The organism is Candidatus Borrelia fainii, assembly GCF_027925085.1.
Classification (GTDB): domain Bacteria; phylum Spirochaetota; class Spirochaetia; order Borreliales; family Borreliaceae; genus Borrelia; species Borrelia turicatae.
In genome coordinates this window covers 736,078-752,269 of record NZ_AP027070.1, presented here as the reverse complement: position 1 = coordinate 752,269, position 16,192 = coordinate 736,078, and the positions used below count along the sequence as shown (strand labels likewise).

General features: G+C 26.9%; 10 protein-coding genes, 2 tRNA genes and 1 pseudogene. 11 read left to right on the top strand and 2 right to left on the bottom strand.

The annotated features are described in order from the left end of the window. Position 1 precedes the first annotated feature (1 nt). Positions 2–1,516, bottom strand: coding sequence for a UDP-N-acetylmuramoyl-L-alanyl-D-glutamate--2,6-diaminopimelate ligase (locus QMG63_RS03470; protein ID WP_281862108.1), 1,515 nt, complete (start codon positions 1,514–1,516; stop codon positions 2–4). A gap of 147 nt (positions 1,517–1,663) precedes the next feature. Here QMG63_RS03470 and QMG63_RS03465 point away from each other — a divergent pair. The 6 genes from QMG63_RS03465 (at position 1,664) to QMG63_RS03440 (ending at position 7,157) form a co-directional block, all read left to right on the top strand. Next, positions 1,664–1,736: transfer RNA gene (locus QMG63_RS03465), tRNA-Cys, on the top strand. Between the two features lie 93 nt (positions 1,737–1,829). Further along, entirely contained in the window at positions 1,830–3,071 is a 1,242-nt protein-coding gene (locus QMG63_RS03460) for a hemolysin family protein (protein WP_281861739.1), read from the top strand. A 25-nt stretch (positions 3,072–3,096) separates the two neighbouring features. Further along, positions 3,097–4,029 carry an FtsH protease activity modulator HflK gene (gene hflK, locus QMG63_RS03455; RefSeq protein ID WP_281861738.1) on the top strand — a complete coding sequence of 311 codons (933 nt, stop codon included), beginning with the start codon at positions 3,097–3,099 and terminating at the stop codon, positions 4,027–4,029. Between the two features lies 1 nt (position 4,030). After that, on the top strand, positions 4,031–5,002 hold the full coding sequence (gene hflC / locus QMG63_RS03450) for a protease modulator HflC (RefSeq protein ID WP_281861736.1): 972 nt from the start codon (positions 4,031–4,033) through the stop codon (positions 5,000–5,002). Between the two features lie 336 nt (positions 5,003–5,338). Next, positions 5,339–5,411 (top strand) — tRNA-Phe (locus tag QMG63_RS03445). Positions 5,412–5,615: 204 nt separating this feature from the next. Next, positions 5,616–7,157, top strand: a complete 1,542-nt coding sequence (locus QMG63_RS03440) for an HD-GYP domain-containing protein (protein WP_281861734.1) — start codon at positions 5,616–5,618, stop codon at positions 7,155–7,157. A 9-nt stretch (positions 7,158–7,166) separates the two neighbouring features. Here QMG63_RS03440 and rsmD read toward each other — a convergent pair whose 3' ends face one another. Continuing rightward, positions 7,167–7,706, bottom strand: a complete 540-nt coding sequence (gene rsmD, locus QMG63_RS03435) for a 16S rRNA (guanine(966)-N(2))-methyltransferase RsmD (RefSeq protein ID WP_281861732.1) — start codon at positions 7,704–7,706, stop codon at positions 7,167–7,169. Positions 7,707–7,801: 95 nt separating this feature from the next. Between rsmD and QMG63_RS03430 the strand changes: the two genes are divergently transcribed. The 5 genes and pseudogenes from QMG63_RS03430 to mutL all read left to right on the top strand — a co-directional run bounded on the left by QMG63_RS03430 (position 7,802) and on the right by mutL (position 16,181). Continuing rightward, positions 7,802–8,632, top strand: a complete 831-nt coding sequence (locus tag QMG63_RS03430) for a UTP--glucose-1-phosphate uridylyltransferase (protein WP_281861731.1) — start codon at positions 7,802–7,804, stop codon at positions 8,630–8,632. Continuing rightward, positions 8,633–10,345 carry a BB_0208 family protein gene (locus QMG63_RS03425; RefSeq protein ID WP_281861730.1) on the top strand — a complete coding sequence of 571 codons (1,713 nt, stop codon included), beginning with the start codon at positions 8,633–8,635 and terminating at the stop codon, positions 10,343–10,345. A gap of 49 nt (positions 10,346–10,394) precedes the next feature. Further along, positions 10,395–11,093: pseudogene (locus QMG63_RS05725) on the top strand (tetratricopeptide repeat protein); the annotation flags it as partial. A gap of 886 nt (positions 11,094–11,979) precedes the next feature. After that, positions 11,980–14,346 (top strand): tetratricopeptide repeat protein, encoded by a 2,367-nt coding sequence (locus QMG63_RS03415; RefSeq protein ID WP_281861728.1) that lies wholly within the window; start codon positions 11,980–11,982, stop codon positions 14,344–14,346. Beyond that, positions 14,343–16,181, top strand: a complete 1,839-nt coding sequence (mutL, locus tag QMG63_RS03410; RefSeq protein ID WP_281861727.1) for a DNA mismatch repair endonuclease MutL — start codon at positions 14,343–14,345, stop codon at positions 16,179–16,181. Before QMG63_RS03415 ends, mutL begins: the two co-directional genes overlap by 4 nt. Positions 16,182–16,192: the final 11 nt, after the last annotated feature.

The window sequence follows — 16,192 nt, the reverse complement described above, 5'->3', positions numbered from 1 at the left end:
ATTAACTCCTATTTCTCGAAATTATATCTTTAACAACAGCTTGCTCATCCCAAAATATACTTTGATCTTTATATATTATTGAGTTTTCATGCCCCTTTCCAAGAGTAACCACCAAATCATCAGTATGTGCAATATTTATTGCCTTTTCAATTGCACTTTTTCGATCAGGAATGAAAAATAAATCTTTATTTAAAGTCTTTCCTGAAATTCCTTCCGCAATATCTCTAATTATTTGCATACTATCTTCACCTCTTGGATCTTCATCACAAAGTATTATTATATCTGAATATCTATCTGCAATTTTTCCTTGTAACTTTCTCTTAAAAACATCTCTTTCTCCAGCAGAACCAAAAACAGAAATTAATCTATTTTTTGAAAGTCTTTTAAAGATAGGAAAAATTTTAAGAAAAGCTCCAGGTGTATGTGCATAATCAATAATTAAAGAAAAATTCTGCCCAAAATCAACACCTTGCATTCGTCCAAAAAGACCCTCAATATTTACAAGCTTATCAATAAGTTCTGAAACATCAACGTTCATAACTTGATTAACAACAATTAAAGCCGCCATAACATTTTCGACATTGAAGCTGCCAGTCAAATTAACTCTAGCATCATATTTAACATTCTTATGATAAAACTCAAATTCAGTAAAACCCATTTGTTCATTAATCTTACTTACAAAAAAATCAGCATTTTTATTCTCTAAACTATACGTATAAGCCCTATTAATAGTATTTAAAAAGGTAGAAAAATTTTTATCATCCATATTGATGATACCAAAACCACCATTAGCATCTGCAGAAGAGAAAAGATTAAGTTTAGCATTTAAATAATGCTGCATAGTACCATGAAATTCAAGATGTTCATGACTAAGATTAGTTAAAACAGCAATAGAGTACGCAATATCAATTAATCTTGATGTTCTAATATCAAGGCCATGCGAAGTCGATTCAACAATAGCATATTCAACATTATTTTCTACCATTTTACTAAGAATTAAATGAATTTCTGTTGACTCTGGAGTCGACTGTCTATAAGGATTCTTAACTAGCGTTCCACTTCCATCTTCAAAGAATACCGTTGAAATAAAACCAACTTTAACACCCATAGATTTTAATAGAGTATAGATATAAAAACAAACAGAACTTTTACCATCAGTTCCTGTAACGCCAATAATCTTAAGATTTTTTGAAGGCTCATTATAAAAAATATGAGCAAAATTTGACATAAATTTTTTTATATTACAAGAATCAATTTTAATATATGTCACATTGGGATCATAAAAATCAATATCATTAGTATGCACAATAACATTACTACCTCGCTCAATTGCCGAATTGATAAATTTTTGACCATCAAAATGAAGTCCTGGAAGAGCAAAAAATACAAAATGAGATAAAACATATCTTGAATCATATGTAAGTCCCAAGATTTCTACCTCACAAGACCCTTTAATTTCCTTTACAAAATTCTTATCTAACTTAGATAAAACATTATTAAGCATTTTTTTATTCATATTCATAAATATTACAAAAATAAAAATTATTTTTATAGAAAAACATATAAAGAAAATACTTAAAAACGTTCAATCACAATCATCCAATCATAAAAGATACTGTTTACAATTTAAATATTTTTTAATAAACTAATTAATATTCAAAATGGCGCTGTACCCAAGTGGCTAAGGGAGAAGTCTGCAAAACTTTGATTCGCCGGTTCGATTCCGGTCGGCGCCTTGTAATCCTTAAGTAAAAAGTCAATACAATTTTTTTTTACAAAGACAAACAAAACTAAAGAAAATGCTTTAAAGATAAATTAAAATAATACTTATGTTAGAATTAACAATCATATTAATATTCATAATACTATCGGCAATTTTTTCAGCATCAGAGACAGCCTACACATCATTAAGCCTAATTCAACTTCAAGACATAAAGAAAAAAGGCAAATTAGGAATAGTAGTATACAACTTAGCCCAAAATCCATCAAAGCTTGTAACGACAATCCTAATTGGAAATAATATTGCCAACATAACAGCAAGCGCTCTTACAACAAAATTTGTCCTTGACAAATATGGAAACAATGCACTTGCTTTATCAACTGGAATCATAACAATAATAGTGCTTATATGCTCAGAAATATTCCCTAAACAGATTGCTATTTTAAATAATGAGAGCATAGTTTTATCAACCTCAATCTTACTCAAAATATTAACAATCTTATTTACACCAGCAATATATGTAATTAATGGAATAGTTAAAATTTTACTAAGCCTATGTAAAATAAAAGCAAGTCAAAAAATGACTAAAGATAGCATTAAAAACATGTTATTTTTGGCCGAAAAATTAGGAATTTTAGAAAATGATGACAGAATATTCATGCAAAAAATGTTAAACATAGGAGAAGTTAGGGCTTCTGAGGTTATGACACACCGAACAGAAGTATTCTCACTCTCAAGCACATCTCAATTAAAAGATAAGATCAAATTAATTAAAAAAGAAGGATATTCCAGAATTCCTGTATATAAAGGTCAAAATAGAGAACAAATAATAGGAATTTTAATAACTAAAGACCTAATTGAAATAAGTAAAAAAAAACTTGAACAAAACATTGTTAAATTTGTTAAACCTGCCGTTTTTGTACAACAAAACAAAAGAATAAAAGATATACTAGATATCATGAGACAAAAACAAAAAATAATGGCCATCGTTATCGATGAGTATGGAGGATTTGCAGGAATACTTACAATAGAAGACATAGTAGAGAAAATTTTTGGTGCAATATTTGATGAATATGATTTTGAAGAACAAAAACAACTCATTACTAAAAAAGATAAAAATATCTACTTAATATCGGGCGAGACCACATTTGATGAGATTGAAGAAACAGTTGGAATAAAAATTCAACATAAAGATTACATAAACACAATTGGAGGATATATAATGGACTTACTTGATAAAATACCCACAGGCGGAGAACAGGTTAGCACAGAACATGGAAAATATTTAATAGAAGAAATCCAGAATCATAAAATAAAAAAAATAACATTTACAAAACTTGAAAAGGAGTGAAAATGCATAACAAAAAGGAGACAAAATGCTAAATGATATCTTAAAATTTTTCAACAAAACATACGAATATATGATAATTCTAATTGTATTAGTAATAACATTACTAATAACCATTGCAAATATTTTTGTGGTAGGACCATCTGATGAAGCTATAGTTCTTCGTCTTGGCAAGTTAAATAGAATACTTGAACCAGGGATACATATAAAAATTCCATTAATTGAAGAAAAATTAATTGTACCAGTAAAGATCGTACAAGAAGTTAAATTTGGTTTTACTACAAATAATAACACAAGACCCAATTTGAACGAAGATGATGGGATAATTATTACTGGTGATTTAAATATAATTAAGGTTGAATGGTTAGTACAATATAAAATCAGTGACCCATATTCTTTTATGTTTAAAGTAGAAGATCCTGCAAAAACTATAACAGACATTGCAAAATCATCAATGAACAGATTAATTGGGGACAATACTATTTTTGAAATAATTAATGATAATAGAGTTGGTGTTACAGAAGGAGTAAAAGTCTCTATGAATGAAATCATAAAAACATATGATTTAGGAATTGATATTGTTCAAGTACAAATTAGAAATGCTATGCCACCAAAAGGAAAAGTTTATGAGGCCTTTGAAGATGTTAATATCGCAATCCAAGATAAAAATAAATTTATTAACGAAGGAAGAAAAAAATTTAATCAAATAATCCCAAAAATTAAAGGAGAAGCCCTTAAACTGATAGAAGAAGCCAAGGGATATAAGGAAAATAGAATAAATACCGCATTAGCTGAGACTGCCATTTTTAATGCAATTCTAAATGCATACATCAAAGATCCAGAAATTACAAGAGAGAGAATCTATAACGAAACAATAAAGGAAATCCTTGAGAGTAAAGACAACATTGAAATAATTGACAAAAACTTAAATAATTTTCTTCCATTTAAAGAGGTTAAATAAAATGAAATACATACTAAAATTTCTATTCTCTATTGCTAAGATTTTAGCTTTTACATTAATATTTGGCTTAATATCGTTAGCTATAACGCAACCACTCTATATTTTAAAAGAAAATGAAATTTCAATCACCACAAGACTTGGTAAAATTGAAAGAACTGAAAACAAAGCAGGACTTAAATATAAAATTCCATTTATTGAAAATGTACAAATTTTTCCCAAAAACATACTTAGATGGGATGGAGAACCTCAAAAGATTCCAACAGGAGGAGAAGAAAAACAATTAATCTGGATAGATACAACTGCTAGGTGGAAAATTGTAGACATTAATCAATTCTATACAACAATTAAAACAATGAATAGAGCTTTTACAATAATTAATGCAGCTATTGAACCTGCAGTCAGAGGTGTTATTGCCAAGTATCCTTTGCTTGAAATCATCAGAAGTTCAAACGATCCAATTCAACGTCTATCTAATGGAGTTTTAACACCACAAGAAACTACAAATAACACAACTTACAAGATCACAAAGGGTCGAAAAATAATCGAAAAAGAAATAATTGAAGTTTCCAACAAAAACACAAAAGACATTGGTATTGAAATTGTCGACGTTCTTATTAGAAAAATCGGTTATGATCCAAGTTTAATTGACTCTGTACATAACAGAATGATTTCAGAAAGACAACAAATTGCAGAAGAACAAAGAAGTACAGGAATTGCTGAACAAACGGAAATCCTTGGTAACATTGAGAAAGAAAAGCTAAGGTTATTAAGTGAGGCAAAAGCTGAAGCAGCTAAAATTAAAGCTGAAGGGGATCATGAAGCTGCAAAAATCTATGCAAATGCTTATGGCAAAAACGTTGAATTTTACAAATTTTGGCAAGCACTAGAGAGTTACAAAACAACACTTAAAGACAAACGAAAAATATTTTCAACAAATATGGATTTTTTCAAATACTTGCATAATAAAAAATAAATTATGAAAGGGGACAAATACTTAATTGTATTGTGCCCCATTTCAGCAAATACTAAAAAGTAAAGATAAATTCACAAATAATAAACCTTAGTAAAAACATTGTAAAAGTTAAGACAATAATTATCATCATAAAAATATACAATTATCTTTATCATCATATACTTCATCATAATATTTCAAAGACTAAAAATAATATTTACTATATTTTATAATAACTAAAATTAACAAAAAAATTACTCACTCAAAAAATTACAAATAATTTTTTATTGACAAAAGACTTTGTTTATGAAAGAATTACTTCTGTTAATAAAAAATTACAATGTCAAAAAAAATTTAGCCGCTGTAGCTCAGTTGGTAGAGCAGAGGACTGAAAATCCTTGTGTCAGGAGTTCGATTCTCCTCGGTGGCAATATAAGTTAAAAATTTTGTATATACAGTACAACCTAATTAAGAAAAGTAAGAATAAACTTTAGGTTTCAGCTGTTAAGAAGTTATGTAAAATTATATAATAAGTATAGCTACATCTTAATTGATAAAGCATAGGATAAAATTCCTGACTCGTGTATTCAATTGTCTTAGACAAGAATACTTAAAGCTTTTAAGAGGGCTTTCAATGATTTTCAAAGAAATAAAAAAAATAGAAAATTTAACAGAAAAGGATATAATTTTTTCAAATGTTGGAAATATGACCAAATTAAGCACAAGAGTAAATGAAAAAATAATCACATTTTTAAATAAAGGTAACGTTTTACACATACCAGTAATCAATAATTATGAAAATATTCCACATGACAAACTAATAAATACAATTAATGAAGAACTCCTAAACAATGAAATAAATTCCTTAAAGGAAGAGCTAATAGAAGCATTAAAAGATATATATAAACCATTTTCAGAAAAAGATAAAATGTTTACAATCTCTGGAAGAAAAACATTAATTAACTTAAATACACTAATGGAAAAAGAACCCGATCCTATCTACTTTAAGGAAATAATTGAGGGCAGTTTTAAGATTTTACCAAAACACAAAATAATATCTATTCAAAAGATATTAATAAAAATCTATGATTATTTCGATTTCCAAAAAATCACAGACAAAGACAGTTTTAATAATACAAAAACAATAAAAAAATTATATCTACATTCAATTAGAAGAGATTATGAATTTTGCAGGGAACAAGTAAAAACAAAAGGCGACTCCATATTGATACATGCAATTGATACTACGATCTACTTTTTAACAACTATTGCACAATTAAATAAAGAAAGGGCTGCCAAAGATGCTCCACGATCAACATCAAAATTCTTTATCGACAAATCGCACTACACAGAATTCACAGAATTTTTCTACGATAATGACATTATATTGCAAGCTGCACTTGGAGTACTATTACACCCAATTGGACTCATGCATATCACAATATTACAAAAAATAAGAGAAAAGATCAGTCTTAAAAACAAAGACACAAAAGAAAAATATATGTCTAAAATAGAAATTTTAGAAAAAAGTATTAATATTTCCAAAAATCTATTCAGAATGAGAGAAGATATTTCTGCCATTACAAAGATGATAATAAATGGACAAAAAAGCTATCTTAACATCAAAAATCGTGCAGAAATAACAACAAAATTTACCCATGAGCTTATTAGAATTTTTTGCATAATAGATACTTATGATGAAATGGTTAATCCAATTATAATCAAAGAACCCGTTAATCCTTTAGAAGCTATTAAATTTTTAACTGAAAACAGTGAACAATACTATTGGACAAAAGATAACCCAGAAGAATACTTAAAAAACAAAAAATTTGACGTAGAAATGCTAAAACAATTTCTAAAAGTCCTTGCACCATTTGATTATGGAGAAATACTAGATGTATATATAAAAGATTGCAATGAACCTTTATTTAAAGCAGTTGTTTTGAAGTATACAATAGGTATTTTGCCCATTATGTCCATTATCAAACACAAGAACAAATCTTACAAAATTGGAGATATATTACTAAACCTTGAATCTAGAGAAATCATTATAAAGGGACAAAATGGAAAAATTAAGACAAGTCCATTCAAAAACACAGATCAATTTGAATTAAGGCACAACATTGAAGAACTTAAAAGTGATGAATTTCAACTTTTGACTTCTATGCAAAGTTAAGTCTTATGTTTAAGACTTAACTTTAAAAAAATCAAGTTTTGACCCCCCATACTTTCTAAAATCATATTTAAAGAGTCTTAAAATATTGTTGTCCAAATTTTCTTTCGAAGGATAATGAATAATAATTTTTGCATCTTTATTTAAAGTTTCATTTTCTGATATTATTTTAAGTAAATTCTCTTTAAAAGAATATCCAAAAGGCGGATCAAGATAAATAAGGTCATAAAAAAGATCACTCTTTTTAAGAAATAATTCAGCCTTCCTGAAAAAAAATCTGTAAGGTTCACTCACAACTTCAAAATTTTTAATCAAAACATTTTTAGAAAATTTATTGCAATCAACAAGATGAGCAAGATTAGCTCCCCTACTTAGAGCTTCAAGAGACATTATTCCCGTACCTGCAAATATATCTAGAAAATTTGATCCTAAAATCTGATTTAAAAAAATGGAAAAAAATGCTTCTCTAACAATAGCCATCACAGGACGCACACCACCTATTTTAGGAAAAGCAACCTTCCATCCCTTATACTTACCTGCACTTACATGCATAAAAACAAATTTTAAATCATTTTCAAAAAAAATTAAATATTTATAAATATTTATAATTTAAACTTTGATATAATTTTAATTAAGAGAGACAAAACATGAAAGGTATTATTTTAGCTGCGGGATATGGAACAAGATTCTTACCCATAACAAAAACTATTCCAAAAGAAATGCTGCCAATTTTAAACAAACCATCAATTGATTACATTATTGAAGAATTTGCTAGTTCTGGAATCAAAGAAATACTAATAATAACTTCAAGAAGAAAGAGTGTTATGGATAATTATTTTGATAGAGAAATTGAACTTGAAACTGTATTTACCAAAGAATGTAAAAAAGACTTTCTAGAAAAAATCAAACTTAAAGATATTAATATTAGCTTTATAAGACAAAATGAAATGATGGGCACAGGGCACGCTCTACTACATGCAAAACCCTGGATAGGGACTGAAAATGTAATAGTCGCATACCCTGACGATTTACATGTTGGATCACCATCCTTAACAACACAATTAATAGAATTGCATAAAAAAACTGGAAAAAATATATTATCTGTTATTGAGAATCCTAAAGACATTAACAAATATGGAGTAATAAAATTAAATAAAGACAATATTCATGTCAAAGACATAGTAGAAAAGCCAGAAATTGGAAAAGAACCAAGCAATAAAGCATCTATTGGAAGATTCTTATATACACATGAATTTTTCAAATTTTTAGAAGAAGGTTTTAAAATTCACAAAAAAGGAGAATATCATCATATTTATGCCTTAAAAAAACTCATGGCTGAGAACAAAGTACTATACAAAGAAATAGAAGGCGAAAGACTTGATATAGGTGATATTGAGGGATATTTAGAAGCGATAATCAAAATTGCAAAACATGATGATAAATTATTACAAATCATTAAAGATTCACTAAGGAATTAAATGAAAATAACACCAAAATATCAAGAGTTTTATAATTCTCTTAGCATATTAAAAAAATATATAAATATAAACATAGAAGAAAAAATTTTAAGATATAGCATTTTATCAAAACTTTACAAACTCAATGAAGAAGAAATTCAAAATCTTATAAAGATAAGTCAAGATTATGAACTTAAAAAAAACAAAATCAATATCACACTTGAAGAATATTATTATGAGAAAATACAAGACAAAAAAATAAAAAATTGGATACTAGAAATAATTAAAGAAAAAAATTCATTACAAATCAAAAAAGAAACAAATCTTATCAGTAAAAGATCTGGGATAACATATAAATTAAATTCCACCAACTTTTTAAAAATAATTGAAATACAAAATAATAGCAAATATACACAAGAAAAAAAAGAATTATATAAACAATTCATATTAAATTTCTCTAGTAACTTAAAAATAGAAAATCTAGAACCAACAATAGATATATTAATAGCTGTAAAACATAGAAATAAGGAAAAAATTAAACGCATACTAAAATATAATCAATCATTTCAAAGATTATTTAAATCAAGTTTAGGAAAAAAACAAAGTAGAGTAATAAAACTAAAAAAACTACTTATCTTAACCTACTGGCCAGTAGGATGTTTATCCAAATCACTTTTCAATAAAATTTTAACAAAAAATTACAGATATATAATAGATGAGGTTTTAACCCTAAAGTATGATGAGATTCTAAAGTACATAAAAACAATTAAAACTTTCAGTCTTAATGAAATTTTTTATAAAGGATCGAATAAAAATTCTAATTTTAACTATTTTTTTAGTGAATTTATGAAATATACCCCTAAAGATTTTCAAAACACTTTAAAAACTTATTTATTTTCACTTGAAAAAACTGCAATAAAACAATACCTAGAATGGTTTTTTAAAGACAAAGTACCAAATGAATGGGAAGATTTCATCTTTACAATTGAATATCTTGAAACGTATAAACTGCTTAACCTAAGTTCAAATATCAAAAATATCCTCATAGCAAAATTTAAAGCAGAAGAATTTTTTGTATCTTTCGAAAAAATGAATTTCAATCCATACAAAAGTTCAAAAATATTTCAAAATAAAAATATAAAAAGAATATTTTTACAAAATGTAATAAATTATATAAAAGACAACTCAACAAAAATAGATACATACGGATGGATTGCATTTTACATTTATGCAGATAAAAATGATAAAGCAAAATTCTCAAAAGATATAGAAAACTTTTTTGAGAACAAAAACCTTGAAATTCAAAATCAAATATTTGTATACTTTTTATCCTTTTATCCAAATATTGATAAAAAAATTTTTGAATTCATATCAGAAATAATGATACACCTCGATAAAGATAAAATTTTAATACCTCAAGAAATAATAAAAATGCAAGAAATAAGTCCTTACAGATTAAATTATCGTAAATCATACATTTTTGTCAAATCATTAATTTTAAGAACAAGGGTATTTAAAATATTACATAAAAATATTAAACTAGAACTGTTATTTAAACTAGAGGAATTTAAAACTGAAACATTACTACCTGCCGTATGCTATATTACTTGTTATTCTAAATCAAATGCATTAAAAGAAGAACAAACAATGTCATCCGAAAAAAAAGAAGAAATAATGAAATTTATTACTTTTTTAACTAAAGAACAAAATAAATTTGATTTTAAGACACTATGAAATATAGAAATATTTACCTTAAAGTAATAGAATAGTATTCATAAAAGATATGAATAAATATTTATTGTTGCTTAAAAATCTGATTATCTTGCTTATTTTATTACTTAATTCAAATTTGGCATACTCTCAAAGATTAATTAGAATTGGACAAGAAGAGATAAAAAATAAAAATTATTCACAAGCAATAAAAATCCTAAGTGAAGCCATTCAGAAATACCCAAAAGTACAAAATGGCTACTACTTTTTAGCAATAGCCTATAGAGAAAATAATCAACTAACAGAAGCAGAAGGGGCTCTGCTTGATGGAATTGCAATAGGAGGAGACATTGATTATAAGTTATATTTTGAACTGGGTAACATAATGTTTAAACGAGGGGAGGGTTATTATAACCTAGCAATCAAATATTATTCCAATTCAGTTAAAAATATGCCCAATTATGACAAAGCACTTCTCAATAGAGCAAATTCTTATGTTGAACAAGGAAAAATTAATTTTAAGGAAAAAAATTACAAAAATGCATGGGATTCATACACTATGGCAATCCATGATTATTCACAATTTATTACATTAAGATATGAAAGTGAGAAAAAAAATGATATCCTCCACATGATCGCTCTGTTAAGAAATAAAAAGGCCGCTCTTGAAGAGCTTGACAAAAGTCTTAAAAATAGAAGTGAATACATTGCCACAGCACAGCAAAAAGATAACGAGAACATACAAGAACATATAAACAAAGACAAACAAGAGCATACAAACAAAAACGATAACAAAAATAAACAAGAACATACAAACAAAGACACACAAGACCATACAAACAAAAACGATAACAAAAATAAACAAGAACATACAAACAAAGACACACAAGAGCATACAAACAAAAACGATAACAAAAATAAACAAGAACATATAAACAAAGACACACAAGACCATACAAACAAAAACGATAACAAAAATAAACAAGAACATACAAACAAAGACACACAAGACCATACAAACAAAAACGATAACAAAAATAAACAAGAACATATAAACAAAGACACACAAGACCATACAAACAAAAACGATAGCAAAAATAAACAAGAACATACAAACAAAGACACACAAGACCATACAAACAAAAACGATAACAAAAATAAACAAGAACATACAAACAAAGACACACAAGACCATACAAACAAAAACGATAACAAAAATAAACAAGAACATACAAACAAAGACACACAAGACCATACAAACAAAAACGATAACAAAAATAAACAAGAACATACAAACAAAGACACACAAGACCATACAAACAAAAACGATAACAAAAATAAACAAGAACATACAAACAAAGACACACAAGACCATACAAACAAAAACGATAGCAAAAATAAACAAGAACATACAAACAAAGACACACAAGACCATACAAACAAAAACGATAACAAAAATAAACAAGAACATACAAACAAAGACACACAAGACCATACAAACAAAAACGATAACAAAAATAAACAAGAACATATAAACAAAGACAAACAAGAGCATGAAAAGAAAAAAACAATGTTAAAAGACAAATTTGAAGATAATTTAAAAACAGATTCTTTAATTGAACTAGACAAAATTAATTGGCAAGAGGAGTTGAACATAGATGAATAAAAGAAAAAATTTATCCACACTAATAATTTTAATAATATTACTTATTGCTTCATTTGGAGGGCTTGGTTATTACGTATATAAAGAACGCCTAAATAAAAATAATCAAGAAATAATGCTGAATGAAGTAAAAAACAGCATTATGGATAGAAATTATAAAAAAGCATACTCAATAACAAAAATTTTAAAAGACAAATACCCACAAAATACAGATGTTGCAATGCTTGAAAATACTCTGTCCGAACTTGCAAATAACAATCCTTTTGAATCAAAAGATTTACAAAGAGATACGGCTAATCAAATATTAGATAAAATACAAGGAAAACAACAATCAATACCTATTAACAATGAAAATTCTGAAATTGCTTTTAACAATAGATATATAAAAGATACTACAAAAATAGAAAATTATGCTGATAGAAAAGATGATACTGGAATTGAAAACGAAGACATTTTAGAATTTAATCAAAACACAGTACCTGAAAACTTAAGAAAAAACATAAATAAAATAGCAAAACAACAAGAATCAACTCCAAACAACGGTAAATCTATTGGAAATAAAAAAAATATATTTAACTTAAAAAAACTAAAAGAAAATCTCAACAAAGAATTAAATCAAACCAAGACTACCCAGTTCAACACTACAGAACAAGTCATAAAAACACACGAACAAAATGAAGATAAACTTATAAAAAAGAATACAAATGACTCTAGGGAAAATAAAACAAAACAAATTGACAAAGTTATCGAAATTTATCCCTCTCCCAAACCAAAAACCAAAAAAGAGGCCCCAAACACAAAAGATGCTCATAAAAATCAAATAATCGAAAAAATAGAGAGACCTTATAGTTATGTAATAAAAAAAATACTCTATGAAATATTAGATAACATTAATACCGGGAATCCCTCACTTGCCAAAGAAAGACTTAATGAGCTTATTAAAAAAGGATTGAGTTACAAATTCAATAAAGTTAATGACTTAATTGATAAACTACAAACCCAAGAAGCGGCCAATCTCTTAATTAGATTAATAAAACAAGATATAGAACCAAATTCAATAAGTTCAATAAGTATAGAAAAAGCTCCTTTCAAAAAGGAGCTTTTAAAGCAAAAACAACCCAAAGAAAAAAAAATCCCTACAAAAGATCACTTAACAGATAATCAAATAAAAATGAAAGAAAAACCTAAAACACATGCAAACCACCTTAGTCAAACCTCAATAGACTTACAATCTCTTAAAATGCTAGCATCAACAAATGAGGAACAAAAAAATTTCAAAAAAGCTGAAACAATTTATGAAAAAATTGCAAATATTACAAACGAAGCAGAAGATCACTACAAAGTCGGAATAATAAAATTTAAACTTAAAAAATATGAAGAATCAATAAAAGCATTTAATAAAACAATATCATTAAATCCAAAACACAAAAAAGCATATACAAATAAAGGAACAAGCTTAATATTATTACATAAACCAAAACAAGCAATTGAAGCCTTTAAAAAGGCAATTACAATCGACCAAAATTATGATACTGCCTACTATAAAAAAGGAATAGCAGAAGAACAAAACAATGACAAACAAAATGCTTTTTTAAGTTTCAAAAAAGCTTATGAGATTACAAAAAATCCTCATTACGCTTTAAAAACAGGAATTATTGCAAACTACATCGGAGATTTTAAAAACAGTGAAAAATACTTAGACAAAGCAAGTACTTCGATAAAAGAAAAAAACGATATTATGTTTTATAATCTAGCAATAGCAAAATTTGAAAATGATAATCTTAATGAATCACTAATAAACATCAATAAAGCCCTTGACATAAATCCAGAAAAATCTGAGTATTTATATTTAAAAGCATCTATTTATTTGACTAAAGAAAATTATAATGAAGCAATACTACTCTACAATGATGTAATTTTAAAAAATCCTGAAAATATTACGGCTCATATCAATCTAGCAAGAGCATACGAAAAATCAGGAAATGAATCAAAAGCAATTGAAATCCTTGAGAAAATTAGCAATAAAAATCATTTATTAGCACTAAACAATCTTGGCATACTTTATAAAAATCAAGGAAAATATCAAAAAGCAATAGAAATTTTTCAAAAAGCAGAAGCTCTCTCAAGTCTTGAAGCAAAATACAATCTTGCAACTGCCTTGATTGCTATTAAAGACAATAAAAAAGCTATGGAAAAATTAAAAGAATACATTAAAATAAATCCAAATAACCCAGAAGCTTTACATGCATTAGGCATAATAGAATATAATGATAATGGGAATGATAAAATACTTAAAGAAGTTATCAACAAATTTCCCAATTACAAACAAAATAAAACAATAATAAAAATTATAGGCAAATGAATAAAATAAAATTTTTAGATAAAAGTCTAGTACAAAAAATAGCAGCAGGAGAAGCAATAGATAGACCTTGTTCAATTTTAAGAGAATTACTTGACAATTCAATAGATTCTGGAGCAGATAAAATTGAAGTTTTTCTTGAAGAAGGTGGAATTCGAAAAATATTAATAACAGACAATGGTAGCGGAATAAGCAAAGAAGATTTAAAGATATGTTACCTACCCCATACCACTTCAAAAATAAATGAAGAGAAAGACCTTGAAAAAATCCAAACACTAGGATTTAGAGGTGAAGCTCTCTCAAGTATTGCCATCTGCTCAAATCTCACAATCACAAGTTCAACTACAGGAGAAAACAGCTACCAAATTGAAGTTGAAAATGGAACTGAAAAATATTTTAAAAAACAATCCGCAATAAATGGAACAATAGTAAATGTTACTAATCTATTCCACAATTTCCCAGCAAGAAAAAGATTCTTAAAAAAAGACTCTATCGAGACAAAAATGTGTTTAAAAGTTTTTGAAGAAAAGGCTGTTACTCATCCTGGTATTGACTTTAAATTAAGTCTAAATAATGAACTAAGAAAAGTTTACTTTAAAGAAAGCTTAATAAATAGAGTTCAAAGCGTATATGGAGAAATAATAGAAAACAATAAATTTGGGAAAATAGAAACAGAATACGAAAATGTACAAATGAACATCTTTTTTGCTCCACCCAACTTCTCAAGAAAAGACAGACGAAACATAAAAATATTCCTCAACAGGAGACCTGTTGAAGAACACAATCTATCTGAAGCAATAATTGATGGACATAGCAAAATACTTACTAATAGAAATTTCCCAATATGTTATTTATTTCTAGAAATAGATCCCAGACACGTCGATTTTAATATACATCCTCAAAAAAAAGAAGTAAGATTTTTTAACTTACCATTTCTTCCTAAGCAAGTTTCAAGCAATATTAACGAATTTTTCGACAGAGAACGAAAAGAGATTTTACAAGACTACCATAACATAATAATTAAAAGGCAAATAACAAATGATGCACATCTATTACACCCTGAAGATGATCTAACAAATTCAGATTTTCAAGCTTATGAAATCATACAAAACGAATCATTGATTCTAGATAAACCTCAAAACAATAAAATAACAAACATAATAGAAGACAAGGTAAAATTTGAAAGTCAAAACCCAATTCAAAAAAATAAACCATCATTCAAAAGCTACATCCAAAATATTCTTCTAGAAACTCCTTCAATGCCAAATGATTTTCAAAAACCAATAGCAAAACATGAATTTAAATATAGAGGACAACTATTTTCAGAATTTTTAATAGTAGAAAAAGATAATGAAGTTTTTTTCATAGATCAGCATGCACTTCATGAAAAAATCATATATCAAACTCTAATAAATTCAGAAAAAATTACCCAAAAACTTCTAATACCAATTGAATTTCAAGTAGACTGTGAAGATACAGATAAAATATTAGCAATTGAACTGGAAGAATACAAAAAATTAAATATTATAGTTACCAAAATAAAGGAACAAACCTACCAACTCGAATCAATTCCCAACATCTGCAACAAATATGAAAATGTTATCATTCAATTTTTTAAGACAAGAAAAAGTAAAACAATTGATTCTCTGCAAACTGATTTATATGCAACTATTGCATGTAGACAAGCTATTAAATGCAATGATATAATAAGTTCTGAATTCAGTCAATTTTTAATAAATGAATTTTTCAATCTCAAACTAAAATACTGCCCACATGGAAGAAAAATTTACCATAAAATTTCCAAATTCGAGCTTGAAAAAAATGTGAACAGAAAATAAAATGAACATGG